The 17,033-nt window shown below is 47.1% G+C and carries 15 protein-coding genes; 1 reads left to right on the top strand and 14 read right to left on the bottom strand.

Features of this window, described 5'->3' with window-relative positions; genetic code table 11:
• Positions 1-3: 3 nt before the first annotated feature.
• The 11 genes from pcaG to BUB30_RS19965 form a co-directional block, all read right to left on the bottom strand.
• A complete protein-coding gene (pcaG, locus tag BUB30_RS20015) occupies positions 4-576 on the bottom strand; it encodes a protocatechuate 3,4-dioxygenase subunit alpha (RefSeq protein WP_073137534.1) in 573 nt (190 codons plus the stop codon).
• The gene (pcaH, locus tag BUB30_RS20010; protein ID WP_073137532.1) at positions 576-1,262 is read right to left on the bottom strand and encodes a protocatechuate 3,4-dioxygenase subunit beta; all 687 of its coding nucleotides are present in this window, start codon (positions 1,260-1,262) and stop codon (positions 576-578) included. The genes pcaG and pcaH overlap by 1 nt, the downstream gene beginning before the upstream one ends.
• Positions 1,263-1,264: 2 nt before the next feature.
• The gene (gene pcaC / locus BUB30_RS20005) at positions 1,265-1,633 is read right to left on the bottom strand and encodes a 4-carboxymuconolactone decarboxylase (RefSeq protein ID WP_073137530.1); all 369 of its coding nucleotides are present in this window, start codon (positions 1,631-1,633) and stop codon (positions 1,265-1,267) included.
• Positions 1,630-2,466 carry a 3-oxoadipate enol-lactonase gene (pcaD, locus tag BUB30_RS20000; protein ID WP_221408758.1) on the bottom strand — a complete coding sequence of 279 codons (837 nt, stop codon included), beginning with the start codon at positions 2,464-2,466 and terminating at the stop codon, positions 1,630-1,632. Before pcaD ends, pcaC begins: the two co-directional genes overlap by 4 nt.
• A 21-nt stretch (positions 2,467-2,487) precedes the next feature.
• The gene (locus BUB30_RS19995) at positions 2,488-3,669 is read right to left on the bottom strand and encodes a 4-hydroxybenzoate 3-monooxygenase (protein WP_073137526.1); all 1,182 of its coding nucleotides are present in this window, start codon (positions 3,667-3,669) and stop codon (positions 2,488-2,490) included.
• Between the two features lie 7 nt (positions 3,670-3,676).
• The gene (locus BUB30_RS19990; protein ID WP_073137524.1) at positions 3,677-4,543 is read right to left on the bottom strand and encodes an amidohydrolase family protein; all 867 of its coding nucleotides are present in this window, start codon (positions 4,541-4,543) and stop codon (positions 3,677-3,679) included.
• A gap of 37 nt (positions 4,544-4,580) precedes the next feature.
• The gene (locus BUB30_RS19985) at positions 4,581-5,708 is read right to left on the bottom strand and encodes an alpha/beta hydrolase family protein (RefSeq protein WP_073139489.1); all 1,128 of its coding nucleotides are present in this window, start codon (positions 5,706-5,708) and stop codon (positions 4,581-4,583) included.
• Positions 5,709-5,751: 43 nt separating this feature from the next.
• Positions 5,752-6,513, bottom strand: a complete 762-nt coding sequence (locus tag BUB30_RS19980) for an SDR family NAD(P)-dependent oxidoreductase (protein ID WP_073137522.1) — start codon at positions 6,511-6,513, stop codon at positions 5,752-5,754.
• 6 nt (positions 6,514-6,519) lie between these two features.
• Positions 6,520-8,325, bottom strand: a complete 1,806-nt coding sequence (locus BUB30_RS19975; RefSeq protein ID WP_245804138.1) for a feruloyl-CoA synthase — start codon at positions 8,323-8,325, stop codon at positions 6,520-6,522.
• 50 nt (positions 8,326-8,375) lie between these two features.
• On the bottom strand, positions 8,376-9,179 hold the full coding sequence (locus BUB30_RS19970; RefSeq protein ID WP_073137520.1) for a crotonase/enoyl-CoA hydratase family protein: 804 nt from the start codon (positions 9,177-9,179) through the stop codon (positions 8,376-8,378).
• A 126-nt stretch (positions 9,180-9,305) separates the two neighbouring features.
• A complete protein-coding gene (locus tag BUB30_RS19965; RefSeq protein ID WP_073137518.1) occupies positions 9,306-10,667 on the bottom strand; it encodes a spinster family MFS transporter in 1,362 nt (453 codons plus the stop codon).
• Between the two features lie 70 nt (positions 10,668-10,737).
• Here BUB30_RS19965 and BUB30_RS19960 point away from each other — a divergent pair, with 70 nt between their 5' ends.
• A complete protein-coding gene (locus BUB30_RS19960) occupies positions 10,738-11,184 on the top strand; it encodes a MarR family winged helix-turn-helix transcriptional regulator (protein ID WP_073137516.1) in 447 nt (148 codons plus the stop codon).
• A gap of 48 nt (positions 11,185-11,232) precedes the next feature.
• Here the strand turns inward: BUB30_RS19960 and BUB30_RS19955 are convergent, their stop codons facing one another.
• The 3 genes from BUB30_RS19955 to BUB30_RS19945 form a co-directional block, all read right to left on the bottom strand.
• A complete protein-coding gene (locus tag BUB30_RS19955; protein WP_073137514.1) occupies positions 11,233-12,885 on the bottom strand; it encodes a carboxylesterase/lipase family protein in 1,653 nt (550 codons plus the stop codon).
• 55 nt (positions 12,886-12,940) lie between these two features.
• Positions 12,941-15,373, bottom strand: coding sequence for an alpha-L-rhamnosidase-related protein (locus BUB30_RS19950; protein ID WP_073137512.1), 2,433 nt, complete (start codon positions 15,371-15,373; stop codon positions 12,941-12,943).
• Between the two features lie 144 nt (positions 15,374-15,517).
• A complete protein-coding gene (locus BUB30_RS19945) occupies positions 15,518-17,020 on the bottom strand; it encodes a RagB/SusD family nutrient uptake outer membrane protein (RefSeq protein WP_073137510.1) in 1,503 nt (500 codons plus the stop codon).
• Positions 17,021-17,033: the final 13 nt, after the last annotated feature.

Genomic DNA, 17,033 nt, shown 5'->3' with positions numbered 1-17,033 from the left:
AAGCTATAGATCAAAAAACACTGTCTCATTTAAACCTTGCATGTGGATATCAAATTGATACCTGTTTGCCCCTGACGATTCAGCAATCAACGTCCGTATTCGACTGGGATCAACAGACCTCAATATGGGGTCATCGATATTTAATTCGTCAGGAAAATAAATTCTTGTATATAAATGGCGAAGGGAACCCCGCATGAATAAAATCACATTGATGTGTGGAGCCTGTCCTGAGAGCGCCTTAGGTTTAACGGTTATAAAATGAAAGCCAGCATCAGGTTCCGTGCCGGTCCCAAAGCGGCCGAATCCACGGAAATCGGAATCTGCTTTCTCAAGTGGTACGCTCCTGTATCTTCCCTTTTCATCAGCCTGCCGAAATTCGATCAAAGCATCTGGAATAGGTTTTCCCTCCCCATCAAACACATGGCCGATGATGTCAATTTCAATACCCATAGGAAACGCGCCAACCAGGGAATTGTCCACAATACTGGTGAAGTCGTACCCATACTGGCGGGCGGTTAAACCATAGGCAAAAAATGGTCCTACCGTTTGAGATGGTGTTTGTCGCAATTTGTCCATTACTCGAAAGGGGTTGAGGATCGTCGGCCAAGGATGATATTAAACTCATAGGCCAGAGCAAATTCTGGCTCGGTCCAATCCATTCTGAATTTTGCAATCAACAATTCCCGTGCGTGCACAGGAACGGATTGGAAGATTGGATCGTACTCAAATAGAGGGTCACCCTGAAAATACATCTGCGTCACAAGACGATGTTCGAATTGGTGCCCCACCACAGAAAAATGGATATGATTGGGGCGCCATGCATTAAAATGATTTCCCCAGGGATAAGCGCCGGGTTTAATGGTATAAAAGCTGTATCGTCCTTCCCGATCGGTGAGTATTCTCCCAGCACCGAGGAAATTTGGATCAAGCGGCGCATCGTGAATTTCCTCCTTATGAACATAACGTCCGGCCGAATTCGCCTGCCATATCTCGACGAGTACCCCTGCCAATGGCTTGCCGTATTCATCCATTACCACGCCCGACACTTTAATACGTTCGCCAATAGGCTCACCATTCTTACGCGCATTTTTTGTCAGATCATTGTCCAGCTTGCCAATTAGAGATTCTCCAAACGCAGGCAGTGTAAGGTCCTTGAGCAACTCACGCACGGGCATAAGTGGCCTGGTGGGGCTGCGCAGAATAGTCGATTTGTAAGGCGCGTACAGATGAGGCGGATGAACGTCGAAGCTTGTCTGATCCATAATCACTTCAGTATTTCCTTAGCAATTTTAATGGCTTTATTCGCCGATGGAACGCCTGCATAGATTGCAGTGTGGAGCAAGACCTCTTTTACGTCGGCTGTCGTTGCGCCTGTATTCTTTGTCGCCCGCAGGTGAAGGGCAAGTTCCTCCTCATGGCCGAGCGCCGCCATTAAAGCGATTGTAATTAAACTCCGCTCCCGCTTGGTTAATCCAGGGCGACCCCAGACAGAACCCCAGGCTGCATTTGTTATGAATTCTTGAAAGTCTTGGTCGAAGCCAGTTTTCGCTGCCTCCGCTTTGTCGACGTGTTCATTCCCGAGAACGCTCCTTCGCGTTTCCATTCCTTTATTGTATAAATCCTCGTTGCTCATAGCTTATCGTTTATGAAGTCAATAATGGCTCTGCTTAACTTATAGGGGTTATCCACGCAGGGAATATGGGCTGAACCCTCGATCACCTGGAACTTGGCACCCCGTATTAGTTCAACCAGGCTTTTCACATCATCTGGTGTAGTTGATTTATCCTCCGACCCCACAACACAGAGCGTCGCTACCTTTATTTGCCTCGCAACCTCGGCGAGGTTCGCATCCCGAATGGCCTCGCACGTTTGAATGTATCCAGATTTTGATGTTCGCTCCAGCATATTTCTATAGCCAGCAACAGTCTCGGGGTTGGTTTTGTGAAATGATTCCGAAAACCACCTCTGCATTACGCTACCCGAAATGGAAGAAAATCCATGACCTTTCACCGCCTTAATCCGGTCATTCCATATCTGAACATTTCCGATCTTGTGACAGGTGTCACAAAGAATTAGTTTTTCAAACTTGGACGGTCGCCGACAGGCCAGGATCTGGGCAATCATTCCGCCGACAGACAATCCAATGGCGATACATTTAGAAATCGAGAGGTGGTTTAATAGTGCCTCTGCATCGTCCGCAAAATCATCAAGCGTAGATTGGGAAGGGGCCGTACTGCTTAATCCGTGTCCACGTTTGTCAAATAGAACGATATCACCAAATTCTGTCAGTATGTCTACTACATCGGTCCAGATTCGAAAGTCAGTGCCAAGCGAATTGATAAACAAAAATGTGCGATTTCCACGCTGACTATTTGATCGCGTCCGAATGTGCTGATAATGCAATACAAGGCCGTTGACTTTTAGAAAAGTCATTTGTGTTTGCTGATATGTCATATACTCTTTCAAGAGTTCGCTATTTTATTTGTTCTATATTTCCGCAAGTCCAACATAGTTTTCTGCCAAGCTAAACGTATAGGCCTTCGAGATCTTCAAATAATCAAATTTTGACTTCTGGAGGTGGTATTCAAAAGATCCGTGCTCGGACTGCTTGTGGAACAATGCGGTCATGAAATTACTGAAGTCCTGCGCTCTCCATACTCTTGCCAGAGCGCATGCCGAGTAGTCAGCCAATACATTCTCTTTCCTGGTTCTATAGAATTGGATGAAGCGTTCAGCCAATATTTTAACATCTGCCACAGCGAGGTTTAAGCCTTTTCCGCCCGTTGGAGGAACGATGTGAGCTGCATCTCCCGCGAGAAATAGACGTCCAGATTGCAAATTATCAATCATAAAACTCCGCATGGGTGTTATCGTCTTCTCTGTGATCGGACCGGTGTTTATCTTAAAATCTTTTGTTGCCAGCCGAACGGACAATTCTTCCCAGATACGATCGTCGCTCCAATTTTCTAGTTTATCGTCGTTGGAAACTTGAAGATAAAGCCTGCTTATGGACATACTCCTTAGGCTATGCAGTGCAAAACCCCTGTCGTGATAAGAATAAATCAATTCGTCGGTTGCTGGTTTAGCATTTGCCAGGATCCCAAGCCAACTGAAGGCGTATTCTTTTTTGAATTCCCTATAGGAGCCTTTTGAAAGAAACGTTCTTGCAATCCCATGGTAGCCGTCACACCCGGCGACAAAATCACAGCGCAGGTTGCGTAGTTCACCATTATTCGAATACAAAATGGAGGATACCTTATCCGGTTGAAAAAGCACTTGTCGCGCCTCAGATTCAAAATAGATTTCAATACCCCGTTCAATGCAGGCTTGGATCAGGTCTTTTGTGACCTCCTGCTGACCATAGATGGTGATACACCGACCCTCTGGACGCTCATCAAATGGAATCCGAATTCGCTCCCCATTAAAAGACAAATAAACCCCGTGATGAACCAACCCCTCCCTTTTTAAACGATCAGCAACTCCTAATTCATCGAAAAGGTTTACCGTGTTTTGTTCAAGCAAACCGGCCCGAACCCGCGACTCAACGTAGCTCCTGGTTTTGGACTCAATGACCACAGGTTTTAAACCTTCCCGATTTAGTAACAATGCTAATGTCAGTCCCGCAGGTCCGGCTCCAATTATCCCGACGTCAACCTTGTTCAAGTCCATTCCGAGTTTACTTCAGTTTTAATAAAGTGATTGCGTTCTCTTTCAAGATCAGCGACTTCACTTCTTCCTTAAACCCCGCACTTTCAAAATCCTTTAGCCAGCGCTCGGGGGTGATCAAGGGAAAGTCAGTCCCGAATAGCATTCTATTTTTCAGTTGTGTGTTGGCGTACTGAACGAGTTGAGGTGGAAAATACTTCGGACTCCATCCACTCAAATCGATGTATACATTGGGTTTGTGCATGGCAACGCTCAGGGCTTCATCTTGCCAAGGCCAGGAAGGATGCGCAATGATAATGGGGACATCGGGAAAGTCGATGGCAACGTCGTCCAGGTGAATGGGGTTGGAATATTCCAATCGTAAACCACCACCGCCACGAACGCCACTGCCAAAACCAGAATGACCGCTATGAAATAACATGGGCAACCCAGCTCCTGCTATAACTTCGTAGAGATGATATGCCATTTTATCGTTGGGATAAAAGCCTTGCACCGTCGGGTGAAATTTGAACCCCTTTACGCCGAAGTCGTCGATCAACCGCTTCGCTTCACGTGCCCCCATTCTACCCTTGTGTGGGTCTATACTGGCAAAAGGGATCATGACATCCGAATTTTTCATAGCCTCCTCAGCTACTTCTTCATTGGGTATTCTTTTTCTCCCCAATTCAAATTCAGCATCGATGGTGAACATCACAAAGGCCATCTTGAGCGTGCGATAATAGTCGCACGTTTCCTGGATGGTAGGTCGATGAGACGATTTGAAGAATTTAGCAAAGGCTTCATCAAACTCCGGCCTGTAGTTGTCGTGAGGCTGACGGCAACTCACCTCAGCATGCGTGTGAACGTCAATGGCAACAATATTTGCAAGGTCAATCATAAGCTCTATTTTGTTGAAGAGTTCATCTGGTTCTACCTCATTGTATTATTCCTGGTTTGGACTTCTTCCCGGTCTTTACCCAGTTCCTCAATTCGTCAAATGCCTGACCGGTGTGTTCTGGCGTAAAAGCGCAGTGTCCTTGCCCATTGGTGTACTTGACTATGAAATACCGATCCTTTCCTTTTTGATGAATCATGTTTTCATAGTTGACTACGCCGTAGGTTGGTGGTATGAGCTGGTCATAAAGGGTATGCATAAGCAGGACCGGCTTGTCAATATTTCCTGTCCGGTCGTATTTGCCGAACAAGGCTTCCGGGCTGACGGTCGCCACCAAGCGCTCGGCTTTTTTGTTTACCTCCAGGTTATCAGAAAATCCGCTGTATACCGTGTTGGTATTATCAAAAGGATTGCCCTGAGCCTGCCGGGCAATGTCCCTCAATACGTTCTCGTTAAAAAATAATGAGAACGGAAGATCATCAAACTTTAAATCAAAACGCCTTGCAAAGGCTACGCCTCCGATTGAATCCTTTTCAACGATCGCTTTCCTAATGGCCATCACCTTTGACATCATCTCCGCGTTAGGTGTTGACGGCTTAGCTTTGGCTAAATCAAAAATGTCAGCCAGCGAAGGTATTATACCTGGGAAAAGCCCATTGAAGGTGGCATACATATCGAATTCCTTCCTGCACTGGAGATAGGGCCTGCTTGACAAAGGACATAACGGGAGCGCACCATGGTAATGACTACCGAAATTCTCCATGGTGGCCAATGTAACGCCACCGCCCATGGAGTGTCCAATCATGAAAGTAGTGTCAGGCTTTCCATAGGTTTTGATAAAGTATTGACGCAATGCCTCCGTATCATTAACCCCTTCCACAATAGCAAAACCTTGCTTGGAATAGTCAGAAGCGGCTACGGCAAAGCCACGCTCTAAAAACACTTTCATTCGATCCTTAAATTCCGGGTTCTCACTTTGCCGCGGGGCCGAACCGGAAAACTCATAGCCGTGGGCATACATGGCCAGTTTACCCTTCCAGTTGGCGGGAAAAAGTATTGTATAGGATGCCCCATTTATAGTACCTGTTACCGTTTTTATTCCGGCATCCTGGGCGATGCTGCATAAAACGCCAGCTGCGATGAGCAATACGGAAAGAATACCTTTCATTTTGATTTCCATTTTATTTAAACCTGACGTCCAAAGTGATTCGCTACTTCGCCTGCATTCTCAAAGCGCCGTCAATTCGTATGACCTCGCCATTGATGTATCGATTAGAAATGATGTGCAAAACAAGTTTGGCAAACTCATCAGCACCTCCCAACCGTTTTGGAAATGGTATAGCTGCGCCCAGGTTCTGTTTGGCTTCCTCAGACAACTCGTTCATCAAGGGCGTCAAGAACAACCCCGGGGCGATGGCATTTACACGGATGCCAAATTGGGCAAACTCACGCGCTGCGGGCAATGTCAGGCTAACAATACCGCCTTTCGATGCAGCGTATGCGGCTTGCCCTATTTGTCCTTCATAGGCTGCGGCAGAAACTGTTGAGATAATAACTCCGCGTTCTCCATCTTGTAAAGGCTCGGTGGGAATCATTTCCGCCGCGGCAAGGCGCATCATATTAAAACTGCCGATGAGGTTGATGTTGATAACCTTCGAAAAATCAGCCAGCGGCATCGGCCCTTTTTTTCCAACAATTCTGCCAGACGTACCAATGCCGGCGCAGTTAACAAGCACCCGGGCAACACCGTGTTTTGCCCGAATAATTTCAAAAGCTTTGCTCGCACCTTCTTCATCGGTGACGTCGCATTCTATCGCAAGGCCACCAATCTCCTCGGCTACTTGTCTCGACTGCGGCACGTTCATGTCCAGTACAGCAACTTTTGCTCCCGCGCTTGCCAGTGCTCTGGCGGTAGCTGCTCCCAGACCGGATGCACCACCGGTTACGATAGCTGATGTTTGAGAAATATCCATACGTATCTATTTCTTTACTTCGATAATGTTATTTCCAATATGTTTTGCATACAATTGTTCAACAGCGTCGGGGTGATTTTGAATGATCAATCGCTGATTAATGGAGCCTTTGTCGGTTATCTCTCCCTTATCGATAGAAAGATAAAAGTCAGCGAACATGGCCCGCTTGATTAACGTTGCACTGCCTGTACTTCCGAGCGCCACCTCGTTGAGAACCTCTTCCAGTTTTTGTCTCAATGATGGATGCGCCACCAAATCTTGCAATGAACCATGATTCCCCAAACCAGAAATTTTTCGCCCGTAATCCATTCCGATAAAAACAATCGCAGCGATAAATTCACTGTCGTGACCGGTGATCACAACATCCTGTATAAGGCCGCGGCCTGCCGCGATCATCTGCGAACGTAATCCCCCTACATGGACCCATGTGCCGGTATTTAACTTAAAATCCTCAGCGATTCGTCCATTAAAGATCATCCCCTTGTTAGGGTCCATTTCGTCCACGAAAAGCAACGCGTCCCCTGTGCGATAAAACCCCTCTTCATCGAATACCTTAGCCGTTAATTCGGGTTGTTTCCAATAGCCCGGAAAAACGTTTTTGCCTCTGTATCGCGCTTCCATCTTAGCTCCATCGGCCACAAGTTTTACCTCAAGCCCGGGAACGGGCACGCCCAATAAACCGGCAAAACCACCAGGTTCACTTGAAAACAAGGCCGAGGGGCAAGTCTCCGTACTTCCAAGACCGGAGCTAATCATTATCTTCTCCCCCACGGTATCCACAGCCAATTCTTCCCAAGCCTCCCAGACATGTTGGGGCATTCCGGCGCCCGCATAGAACAACATTTTCAGGTTGCTAAAGAACTGGTTGCGCAGTTGGGCGTCATTTCTAAAATACGGTATCAGATCTTCGAAGCCCTTGGGTACGTTGAAGTAGATCGTGGGCCGTCGTTCCTTCAAGTTTGCCACCGAAGTAGCAATCCCCTGAGGCGTTGGATTTCCGTCATCAATGTATAGAGAGCCTCCGTTGTACAAGGTCATCCCGAAGTTATGGTTGCCCCCAAAGGTGTGGTTCCATGGAAGCCAATCAATGAACTCCAGCCCTTCTTCCTCCAGGAAAGGAAAGGTCTGCGTAATCTGTTGCCAGTTGGTGCTAATATTTTCGTGTGTATTGATGACGCCTTTGGGCAAGCCGGTTGAGCCCGAAGTAAATAGTATTTTTGCAACGGTGTCAGGCTGTATCGCTGCATTTGCCGCTTCAACCTCCGGTGTCGGCTTTGTGCTAAGCAATTCGTCAAAGGCGGTAAAAGTAAAACTGCCGTTGGGCTTAACAGGGCTTACCACTTCAACGTCATTTGCCACCGCCCTGAGCGCCTTCTCGTATTTTATGCCGTCGCTTACGAAAAACATCCCTGGCGTTAGCAGGGTGACGACGTATTTGAGTTTTTCAAAATCAGTTGATCGCAACGAGTACGCTGGTGCAATTGGGGAATAGGGTACGCCCACATGAAGGGCGGCCAAAGCTATCAAAGCATGTTCGATACTATTCTCGCTCAGAATAGCAATGGGTCGCGACGCGGAGATCTTCCTTTCCAAGATAGCCTGAGAAATGCTTTTAACCTTGGAAAAGGTCTCACGATAGGTAAGGGTATCCCATCCACCGGAAGCATTTTTTTTCCCGATAAAAATTCTCCCGGGGGCATTCATGGCCCAGTGCTCCAGCCTTTCCGTGAGTCGATACGGGTGGGGCTCGAGTGGAATAGCAGAATACAAAACCGTTGTATTATCCTTCCGGCTTTGTTTTTTGATATCCACCGTGATGGTGTTTATCTTTCTAAAACTGGCAGTATGTAGACCACGCGTAATCAACCTCCCAGCCCCCCTACTTTTTTTGCGTTTCCATCAAGGAAGAGTTTCAGACGATCCTTGGCCTCGGGCATGTTTTTCGTAAGCGTAGCAATTAGAGATTCCATCATTAAGCCCTGCTCCTGGCCGGAATCTACAATGCGAGGCAGTATGTGAATGAAGGAATAGTTTGTCGCCTCAGCATTGGAAATTATCTTCTTTGCCAGTTCAATTCCTTGCGTCAGGCCGGTTTCATTTTCAACCAGATATTGAGACAAACCGATGGCCATCCCGTCTTCCGCATTGTACACACGTCCTGTCATCATCATATCCATCACGCGAGGCAAGCCAATTAATTTAGGAATCCGCACTGATCCCCCGCCACCGACAAAAATCCCGCGTTGCCCCTCCGGCAATCCATAGAAAGTTGATTTCTCAGCCACCCGTATATGCGCAGCGCTCGCGAGTTCCAGTCCACCTCCCAATACTGCGCCGTTGAGAACCGCAATAACCGGAATTGACCCAAACTGGATTCTATCCAATATCCTGTGCCACATCCTGGAATGTTTTAACCCTTCCAGTAGATCTTTTTGTGCACTCAATTCAGATAGGTCCATCCCCGAGCAAAAATGCTTGCCCTCTGCGTATATGATCGCGCACTTGGCTTCCGACGGCGGATTGGACAAAACCTCGTCCAAGGATCCCATACATGCATCGTTTAATGCATTTCTCTTATGGGGCCGACTCAAACGGATCAACAATATTTCCTCCTTCACTTCTGTTTGAATAGGAGGTTTCTCAGCCAGGTTTTTTTCTGTGATCATAACTCTACGGGTATTATAAAACTTTGTAAAAATGAATCGTTACACTTTCCTTCTTTCTCTCACTAGCGGCAACAAATATGTATCTATTGAGATCATCGTATTTCTCCGAAGCCGTTCGCCTCACATTCATCCTCCATTCACGGGTATCCTCTCCGTTTCCCGGCGCTGTTCCATTATTTTGTTATAGTCATTGTACCCCAGCAAATAAAAAAGAAGGGATACGGAACCACCCACGATAAACAATGCCACCAATGAAAACCTGATCGCCATTTCATCCTTAAAGACTGAGTCAGTAAAGAATGCCACTAAATAAGGGCCAAGGCCGAGTCCAATCATGTTGATCGAGAAAAGGAAAATTGCCGAAGAAAGTGCTCTTACCTGGTTTGGCATTAATTCCTGAACGGCCGTCGCACTGGCGCCCATGGGTGACGCCATAAAAAAAGCAGGCACAAAAAGCAAGACCAACACAAGGTTTGGACTGCTAACCAGCGGAATAAAGAAACTTACTAAAATGCCTGCGGCCGCGATGATACCCACCCGAATACGACCATTTTGAATTCCTTTTTTTATCAATCTATCCGCATACCATCCGCCCCAAAGTATACCCGATACCGACGCTGCCAATAGCACAAGTCCAAAGCTAAGTCCGGCTTTTGGCACAGCCCATCCAAAGGTTCGGTTGAAATAGGTGGGAACCCAGGCCGTAGTTCCATAACTGGCAAACGCCGTAAAGGCTGTGCCGACGCAAATACTTAAGAATGTTTTCGGGTGTTGAAATACAATACGCAATGATTCCCTGAGCGACAGCCTCGTCCTTCCTCCATCCTTTTTCATCACGTCCTTCCTGATCGGCTCCCTGATGGTGAAGACCAAAAGTGAAATAATGAGCCCGGGAAGGCCAATCATTAGGAACAACTTCTGCCAGGGATAAATGCTGCCCAACACCGGTACGTCCAGCATTCCGGTGGTAGGAAGTTTGGCGACTAAGGCTGCCCCAATAGCGAGGGCGAGACCGGAGCCCAGAAAAATCCCCATGGTGAACACGCTCATGGCTACGGCCAACTTCCGCCTAGGGAAGTAGTCGGTAATGATGGAATATGCCGACGGCGAAAGCGTCGCCTCCCCCACCCCCACACCCATACGCGCAAAAAAGAACTGAGAATACGTCTTCACCCCTGCACACAAAGCCGTCAATAGACTCCAGAGGGCTATTCCTGTTATAATGATATTTCGCCGGTTAGCCCGGTCGGCAAGGCGGCCAATGACAATACCAAAAACTGTATAAAACATGGCAAAACTCAACCCCATCAATAGGCTAACTTCCGTATCGCTAAGGTGAAGATCGCGCTTTATCGGGGCCACGAGCAAAGCAAGTATTTGTCGATCCAAAAAAGATGAGATATTTGCAAGCGTGAGCAACCCTACGACATACCAAGAATACCGTAAGGATGGAGTTTTTTGCTCGAAAATCCCTGGCTGCTCATTCATGCTTAGACCAAATTTTTAATTGACAAAACGAATATAAGGTTTCCTGATATTTAAACCAAATAACAACCCCATGATTAAACCAAAATCAACAACACCCCGGATGTTATATCTGGTCAAACGAGCAGAGATTGACGGCTATAGTCGGATGGTGAAAGCACTGGCCAAATATGAATTGACGCCAATCCAATATACCGTGTTATATTTTGTTGATTACGATGAAGGTGACCTGTCGTCAGCCCAATTGAGCAGGCGTTTTTTTATGACGCCGCAAAGTATGAATGAGCTCGTGGCCATCCTGGAGAAAAAGAAACTATTAAAGAAAACGACTGACCCGGCTCATAAGAGAATCTTGAGAATAGCACTCACCGCGAAGGGAAAGAAAACCCTTGACGCATGCAATCGGGACTTAGATGCCGTGGAAGAAAAGATGCTTCAGCAGTTAACTTCGAAGGAAATCGAAACCTTAAGAGAATTACTTAGAAAACTAATAGACACGAACCGGGAGGGCGAAGGCTAGGGCCCTTCGCATGCTCTCGATTTTATCGAATCGCATTAAGAAACATCGTCACAATTTTCCGATCGATTTCCACATGGCAAGCTCATCGTGGAATCTGTTTTTTAGCACCTCACATTTTGAATCAATGCGCATAAGAGGGCGGTCTGTTAAATTGTAGGCCGGCCACTCGGGAGCATTTTTGGCTCCCGGCTTTCCTGTCCTGGCAAAAGTTGCCCACATTTCGGCCATGGTATGAGAGACATCAGAGCGTTCAGGTCTGCCTCCCGATAAAAATCCTGGTTGGCCTCCAGGGACTTCATTGTTAAACTTAAAGGTTATATCCATGGCGTGCGGAGTTCCAAACGCGTAATCCGTTCCAGGAACTTTCGCCTCAGATTTGTAACCGAAATTATAAAGATAAACAGGCGCTCCTCCTTGTTGCACCTTCCGTTCGGCGATCTGTAGCGTACCTAACCCCATCATATTTATCGATGTGACTGCAATCCATACGTCAGCGGCGGTGGCTTTTGGTCGGGTTTGCCGATAGGTGTCAATAATTCTCTTTGTATCGGCACCAAATTGCGTTTGCATTTTGGTCTGCAATGCCTCAAAGTCCGTTGTCAACTTTAATGCATCTGTGTCGCGGAAGGCCATTGCAAAAAATGTAAACTCATCTTCATTCCAGCCCGTCATCAACGGTTTATTGCGCGAAATCTCTGGTGCGGATGGATCGAACGGGTGATGGGGAAGAGCAATACCATCTACAACCGGGGAAAAACTCCCGGGCACAAAGCCAACCCGTCCGCCGTTGCGCGTAGCCAACAGCTGTGGCATCTTTTGTTGAATGCTCAGCAAGTCAGCAACCGGAACCTCAAGTAATTTTCGCCAGTCTTTAGGAGAAATGTTCAACTCTTGTAAAACGATAGCCGTCATCTCGGATGCTACCTCTCGCGGTATCATCCTTACCCCAGGTCCGCTTTCGATGGACGCTTTATTAAAATACGGCGCGGCTTCGGGCATAGCATACAGGCACGATGTCTTAGCGCCCCCGCCAGATTCGCCCCAGATCATAACGTTGTTAGGGTCTCCGCCAAAAGCTGCAATATTCTTGTTGACCCAAGCTAAGCCAGCAACAATGTCGAGCATTCCCATATTGCCTGAGCCTGTGTAGTCAGAACCGGCTATTTCATCGAGATAGAGATAGCCCATGATTCCGAGTCGATGATTGGTTTCAACGACTACCACATCGAACGACCTCGCGAGATTAGATCCATCTTGGTCGACTGCACCACCAGAACCCGTTGCAAAACCACCACCGTGGTTGTAAAACATTACCGGACGTTTCTTATTATCATTACCCGGTGTCCAAATGTTCAAAAAGAGACAATCTTCCGCAGGCCTAGGCTCATTCTCACCGCGCGTTTGATTGGGAGGCTGGATTGAGGGAGCACCTAATTGAATGGCATCACGCACACCTTTCCAAGGCTCAAGGGGTGCTGGCCTGCGAAAACGTCTGTCGCCGGATATTCTCCCAGCGTACGGTATCCCTCTAAATATACTGAGTCCACCCTTTCTGATCCCCCGGATCCGGCCATGGCTAGTTTCAACCTCGGCAAACTCGTCGGGTTTGATAGAGGATGAACGCGCGTAATTCGGTATCGAGAGTGCGGCTGTCGCAAGCGACAATCGCGATAAAAAATCCCTTCTGCCTATTCTATTCATTCTTTAAACTTTGATAGTATCTAATTAAGTCAAGTCAACCTGCATCAATTGCACATCACAATTTGAAAGTGTTTTCTCCGCCTTTTAACGGGTAGCTCTTCTCTTTCCAGACGAAAGTACCTTCCGAATTTGGTGGAAGATTTATTTCGGCCTGCCACACGCCTTTCTGAAGTTTATACTTCACCGATATTTTGCCATTTGGATGCGGCATCTCTCCACTGATGTCTTCTATCGTCCCAAGGTGAGGGGTGATCATTATCTTAGAAAAGCCAGGAGCACCGCTTTCTATTCCGAGTATCGTTCGGAAAAACTCGATGTTCGGACTTGACCCCCAGGCATGGCAGTCCGAACGTGATGTATTGACATCAGACGTTTCCGCCCAGGTCGACATTCCCAGCGAAATGTTTTCGCGCCATTTGTCCAACCACTTTAAGTAGTCATTGCCCAAACCTGCTTTCACTAATGCCTGATGCAAGTAGTATTTGAAATAGATCGAAGCCGGAGCAAGTGTCGTATCATTTAACATCTTGTTGGCAAGCGCGGTGGCTTTTTCCCCGGATGAAATACCCGTTAGAATAGCCAGTGAATTTGCGTGTTGGGAGAACGCGTCCTTAGTTTGGGTATCAGCATAAAGACCTCGTGTCTCATCCCAATATTTTTGTTGGATTGTTTTTTTCAGAAGGTCAGCACGGCGGGAGTAAAGTCGTGAAAAATCGTCCAATCCCAAATTACCTTCCAATTCGCTGGCGAGCTGGTAAGTGTAAAGCAATGTTAGATCCAACACGGCAGACTCGCCATTACTACCGATTGGTGCCATTCCAAAGTTCCAACCTTTTCCTTGAGACCAGTCCGTATACACCCAATATGGAACTTGTTTAAGAGATCCGTCGCTTTGTTGATATCGTTCGAAAAAGGACAAAACCTGCCGCGCGCCCGGAAGCTTGTCTTTAATGAACAAGCTGTCGGGTCGGTACATGTAGTAGTCATGAAGCATAGCGATCCACCACAGCGAAAATGTTGGAATTTCCTGTTTCAAGTCTGTAGGATACCGGCTTAGGGTAATGCCTTCGGCAAGTCGTGAGTGATCCATGAGGGTAAGACCATGCCGGACAAGGCGATCATCCCCCGCGTTGTATATCGACACCATCGCCTGGATCCTTGCGTCTCCAATATACTGCAACTGCTCATAGTAAGGACAGTCCATATACGTTTCAAACGCGCAGAGACGCGCGGTTCTCCACCCGATATCGAGCATCTTCTGCATTTCATCATTCTTGGTTACCAGCTTAGCGTTGTTTACGAAGGGATATCCTGTAAACGTGCCGTATACGTCGTCGATGCTCAACGGCTCGTCCTTTGTAGCAATGACCAACTGCACATAGCGATAGGTTCTCCACCACAGTGGCGTATATTCTTGATTGGCTGTGCCATCGGATAAAACACTGTCCGCCTTGCCAATAAACACCTTGCCCTCAACGTCGTTACGATTGCCCTTCGGCAGCGAAGGCACTCGAAACCCACTCAGATTCTCGTTCTTTCGGATGTAAAGACCTTCAGCGTAAGCAATCGACATCCCTGCATTTCGGCCGCCACTGAATGCAACCGTCGGGTATGCATTTGTAAGATAGCCTTGATCAAGCAAAATAGTGGCTCTTGTGTTAGCCGGGATAGTCACTTTCGTCTTCGTTGCAGGAAAACCATTTGGCACTTGAACACCACTTGCTTTTCGAGTCGAAGTGAGGCGTTGTACGGTCATTTCCATTTGGGGGAGTGGCGATGGAACAAGCATCCATCCGGTAGAATTCATGGAAACGTTTTTTACCAATCCCTGCGCGATGATGCGCGCCTTACTCCAATTGCCGTCGTCGAACCCAGATGCCCCCCAACCTTTAACGTGCTTGCTCATTGTAACAAGTTCCCCGGGGCCAGCAACATAATAGCCCGGAACGCGGACGGACTTGGGCTGATAACTTTCGTCTTTGATGGTCTTCCAACTGTCGTTTGTATTTAAGACCTCTTCCTTCTCTGTATTCCCTTGAATGATGAATGCTGTCAAATAGCTAATTTGAGCCTCAGGCTTTAGTCTTCCATCATTCCAGACCACGGCAGAAACGACATTACTTCCAGTGTTCAAACTGCTTGCAATATCAACGGTTTCAAAATTCCAGAAATACAAATCGCCACGCGCAGGTCCCTGCGAGACTTGTTTCCCATTGACATATAGTTTGTATCGGTTGTCTCCGGAAACATGAATGATAAAGGATGCCGGCTTCTCTTGCAGCTCGATGGTCTTTCTAAACTTGACAACTGCGTATTCTTTCAGCGTGAGATCGGATGACGCCGTGAAACGATTGATCGGAACGCCTGGACCCGTGATCCATTGCGCATTCCATGGTTTCTTAAAAAGGTCAGGATTAATTTGCTGAGCCCACGCGACCTGATGGAACAGCGTAGTTGAGATCAAAAAAGCGAAGAGGATTCTTGCCATGATTGTTGTTTAAATTAAATGTGCGTCCTATGTAAGTCACCAGTTTCGGCGTTTTCTTTACGCTTACGCCGACATTTGGAATGAATTCAAAGTAAGAAAAAGAGGCCGTTTGACCAGCCTCTTTTTCTTGACTTATTTAGTTGGCTAAAAGTAAGGACTTAATTGTGCTTCAGCAGCCGGTAAAGGGAATGTCAAATCTATTGTTGCGAATGAGGCGGGAACAGGTTGTTGACCAGCCGGAAAATAGTAGCCCTGAGGATTTGCCTTCACCTTCGCACCAAAGGCTGAAATGACATCAACAGCCCGGCCAGTTCTTGCCAAGTCCAACCATCTTTTGTTTTCAAAAGCCAGCTCAACACGTCTCTCATGGAAGATCACATCACGCAGGTTTGCTGCGCTTATGACATCATCCAGACCCGCCCGATCTCTCACCTCATTAAGGTATGGTAAGGCCTCCGTGGACTTGCCTTGTTCATCCAGCGCTTCAGCCAGGAACAACAATACTTCCGAATAGCGGTATACTGGCCAGTTATCATCTGTAAAAGTGGCCGTAGTATGTGGATGCAGGTATTTCAGAATGAATGGATAGTCAACGCCACTTGCCGTTGCCGTGCCAATAGACGCCGCCAGTCTCTCGTCCCCTGCTTCATAATCAGCGATAAGATCGGTAGTAGGTATGTTATACCCCTCCTGCGTAAGCGAAGCAAGTGCTGCAGGCGCTACACCATATTTCGCCATTGTCGCGGTCAATTCTGTTGCTGAAATGGGCATCGGGAAGAATGCGTAAATGAAGTTACTGGAATAGCCATCAGTGCCCTGACGAAATTGAATTTCAAATACAGATTCAGAATTATTCTTATTGGTTGTTGAAAATACATCGGCATAATTTGGCACCAGTGAATACTCAGCGGAGTTAACCACTTCCTTAAGAACACTCTCAGCCGCACTCCAATTCTTCAAAACGATATGTACATTCCCAAGCAGCGTCTTCGCCGCTCCAGATGTTGCGCGTCCGGCTTCTTGGGCAGATTTTGCTGGTAGCAGCGAAGCTGCCTCTGTCGCGTCTGCAATAATTTGATTATAGATATCATTGACTTCTGAAAGCGGAAGGGAAACATCCGTGAGTGAAGTTGCAGGAACAAGGTGCAGCGGAATCTTTCCAAAATACTGCACGAGATCAAAGTAAGAAAAGGCTCTCAAGAACAAAGCTTGGCCTTTAAGATTACTCTTCTTGGCAGCATCAAAGGTTACACCGTCAATAGTGGCCAGTATTTGATTTGCTCTCGCGATGACCGAATAGTACCCTTGCCATTTATTGAGAACAGCGGTATTGGTTGGGGTCACCATAAAGTCATTAATATTCTCCTGATCAATCGTTGCCCGATAATTTGGGCTGTATTTATAGCGGGTGTTATCAGAATGCGTTTCGCCCATTAGCCACGAACCTGTGGCAGCGTTGGCTCCACTTGCATAAAGCCCGCGCAAAGGCATGTATGCGCCGTTAACCGCCTTTTCAAAATCGGTTTGGGAGCTGAAGAATGTAGCCGACGTTAGGTTGGTTTCTGAGGGTACGTCGAGGAAGTCGTTACACGAACTTAACCCAAACATCAGAAGAACAATGGGTATAAAACTATTTTTATTTTTCATATCGATTTTCGTT

The sequence above is a fragment of the Chryseolinea serpens genome (assembly GCF_900129725.1).
GTDB lineage: Bacteria > Bacteroidota > Bacteroidia > Cytophagales > Cyclobacteriaceae > Chryseolinea > Chryseolinea serpens.
The sequence above is the reverse complement of the archived record's forward strand: the minus strand, read 5'-3'. Positions and strand labels throughout refer to the sequence as shown.

Coding starts and splice junctions, on each gene's coding strand:
- pcaG (WP_073137534.1), bottom strand. CDS start 576: ATGGACAAATTGCGACAAACACCATCTCAAACGGTAGGACCATTTTTT.
- pcaH (WP_073137532.1), bottom strand. CDS start 1,262: ATGGATCAGACAAGCTTCGACGTTCATCCGCCTCATCTGTACGCGCCT.
- pcaC (WP_073137530.1), bottom strand. CDS start 1,633: ATGAGCAACGAGGATTTATACAATAAAGGAATGGAAACGCGAAGGAGC.
- BUB30_RS19995 (WP_073137526.1), bottom strand. CDS start 3,669: ATGGACTTGAACAAGGTTGACGTCGGGATAATTGGAGCCGGACCTGCG.
- BUB30_RS19990 (WP_073137524.1), bottom strand. CDS start 4,543: ATGATTGACCTTGCAAATATTGTTGCCATTGACGTTCACACGCATGCT.
- BUB30_RS19985 (WP_073139489.1), bottom strand. CDS start 5,708: ATGAAAGGTATTCTTTCCGTATTGCTCATCGCAGCTGGCGTTTTATGC.
- BUB30_RS19980 (WP_073137522.1), bottom strand. CDS start 6,513: ATGGATATTTCTCAAACATCAGCTATCGTAACCGGTGGTGCATCCGGT.
- BUB30_RS19970 (WP_073137520.1), bottom strand. CDS start 9,179: ATGATCACAGAAAAAAACCTGGCTGAGAAACCTCCTATTCAAACAGAA.
- BUB30_RS19965 (WP_073137518.1), bottom strand. CDS start 10,667: ATGAATGAGCAGCCAGGGATTTTCGAGCAAAAAACTCCATCCTTACGG.
- BUB30_RS19960 (WP_073137516.1), top strand. CDS start 10,738: ATGATTAAACCAAAATCAACAACACCCCGGATGTTATATCTGGTCAAA.
- BUB30_RS19955 (WP_073137514.1), bottom strand. CDS start 12,885: ATGAATAGAATAGGCAGAAGGGATTTTTTATCGCGATTGTCGCTTGCG.
- BUB30_RS19950 (WP_073137512.1), bottom strand. CDS start 15,373: ATGGCAAGAATCCTCTTCGCTTTTTTGATCTCAACTACGCTGTTCCAT.
- BUB30_RS19945 (WP_073137510.1), bottom strand. CDS start 17,020: ATGAAAAATAAAAATAGTTTTATACCCATTGTTCTTCTGATGTTTGGG.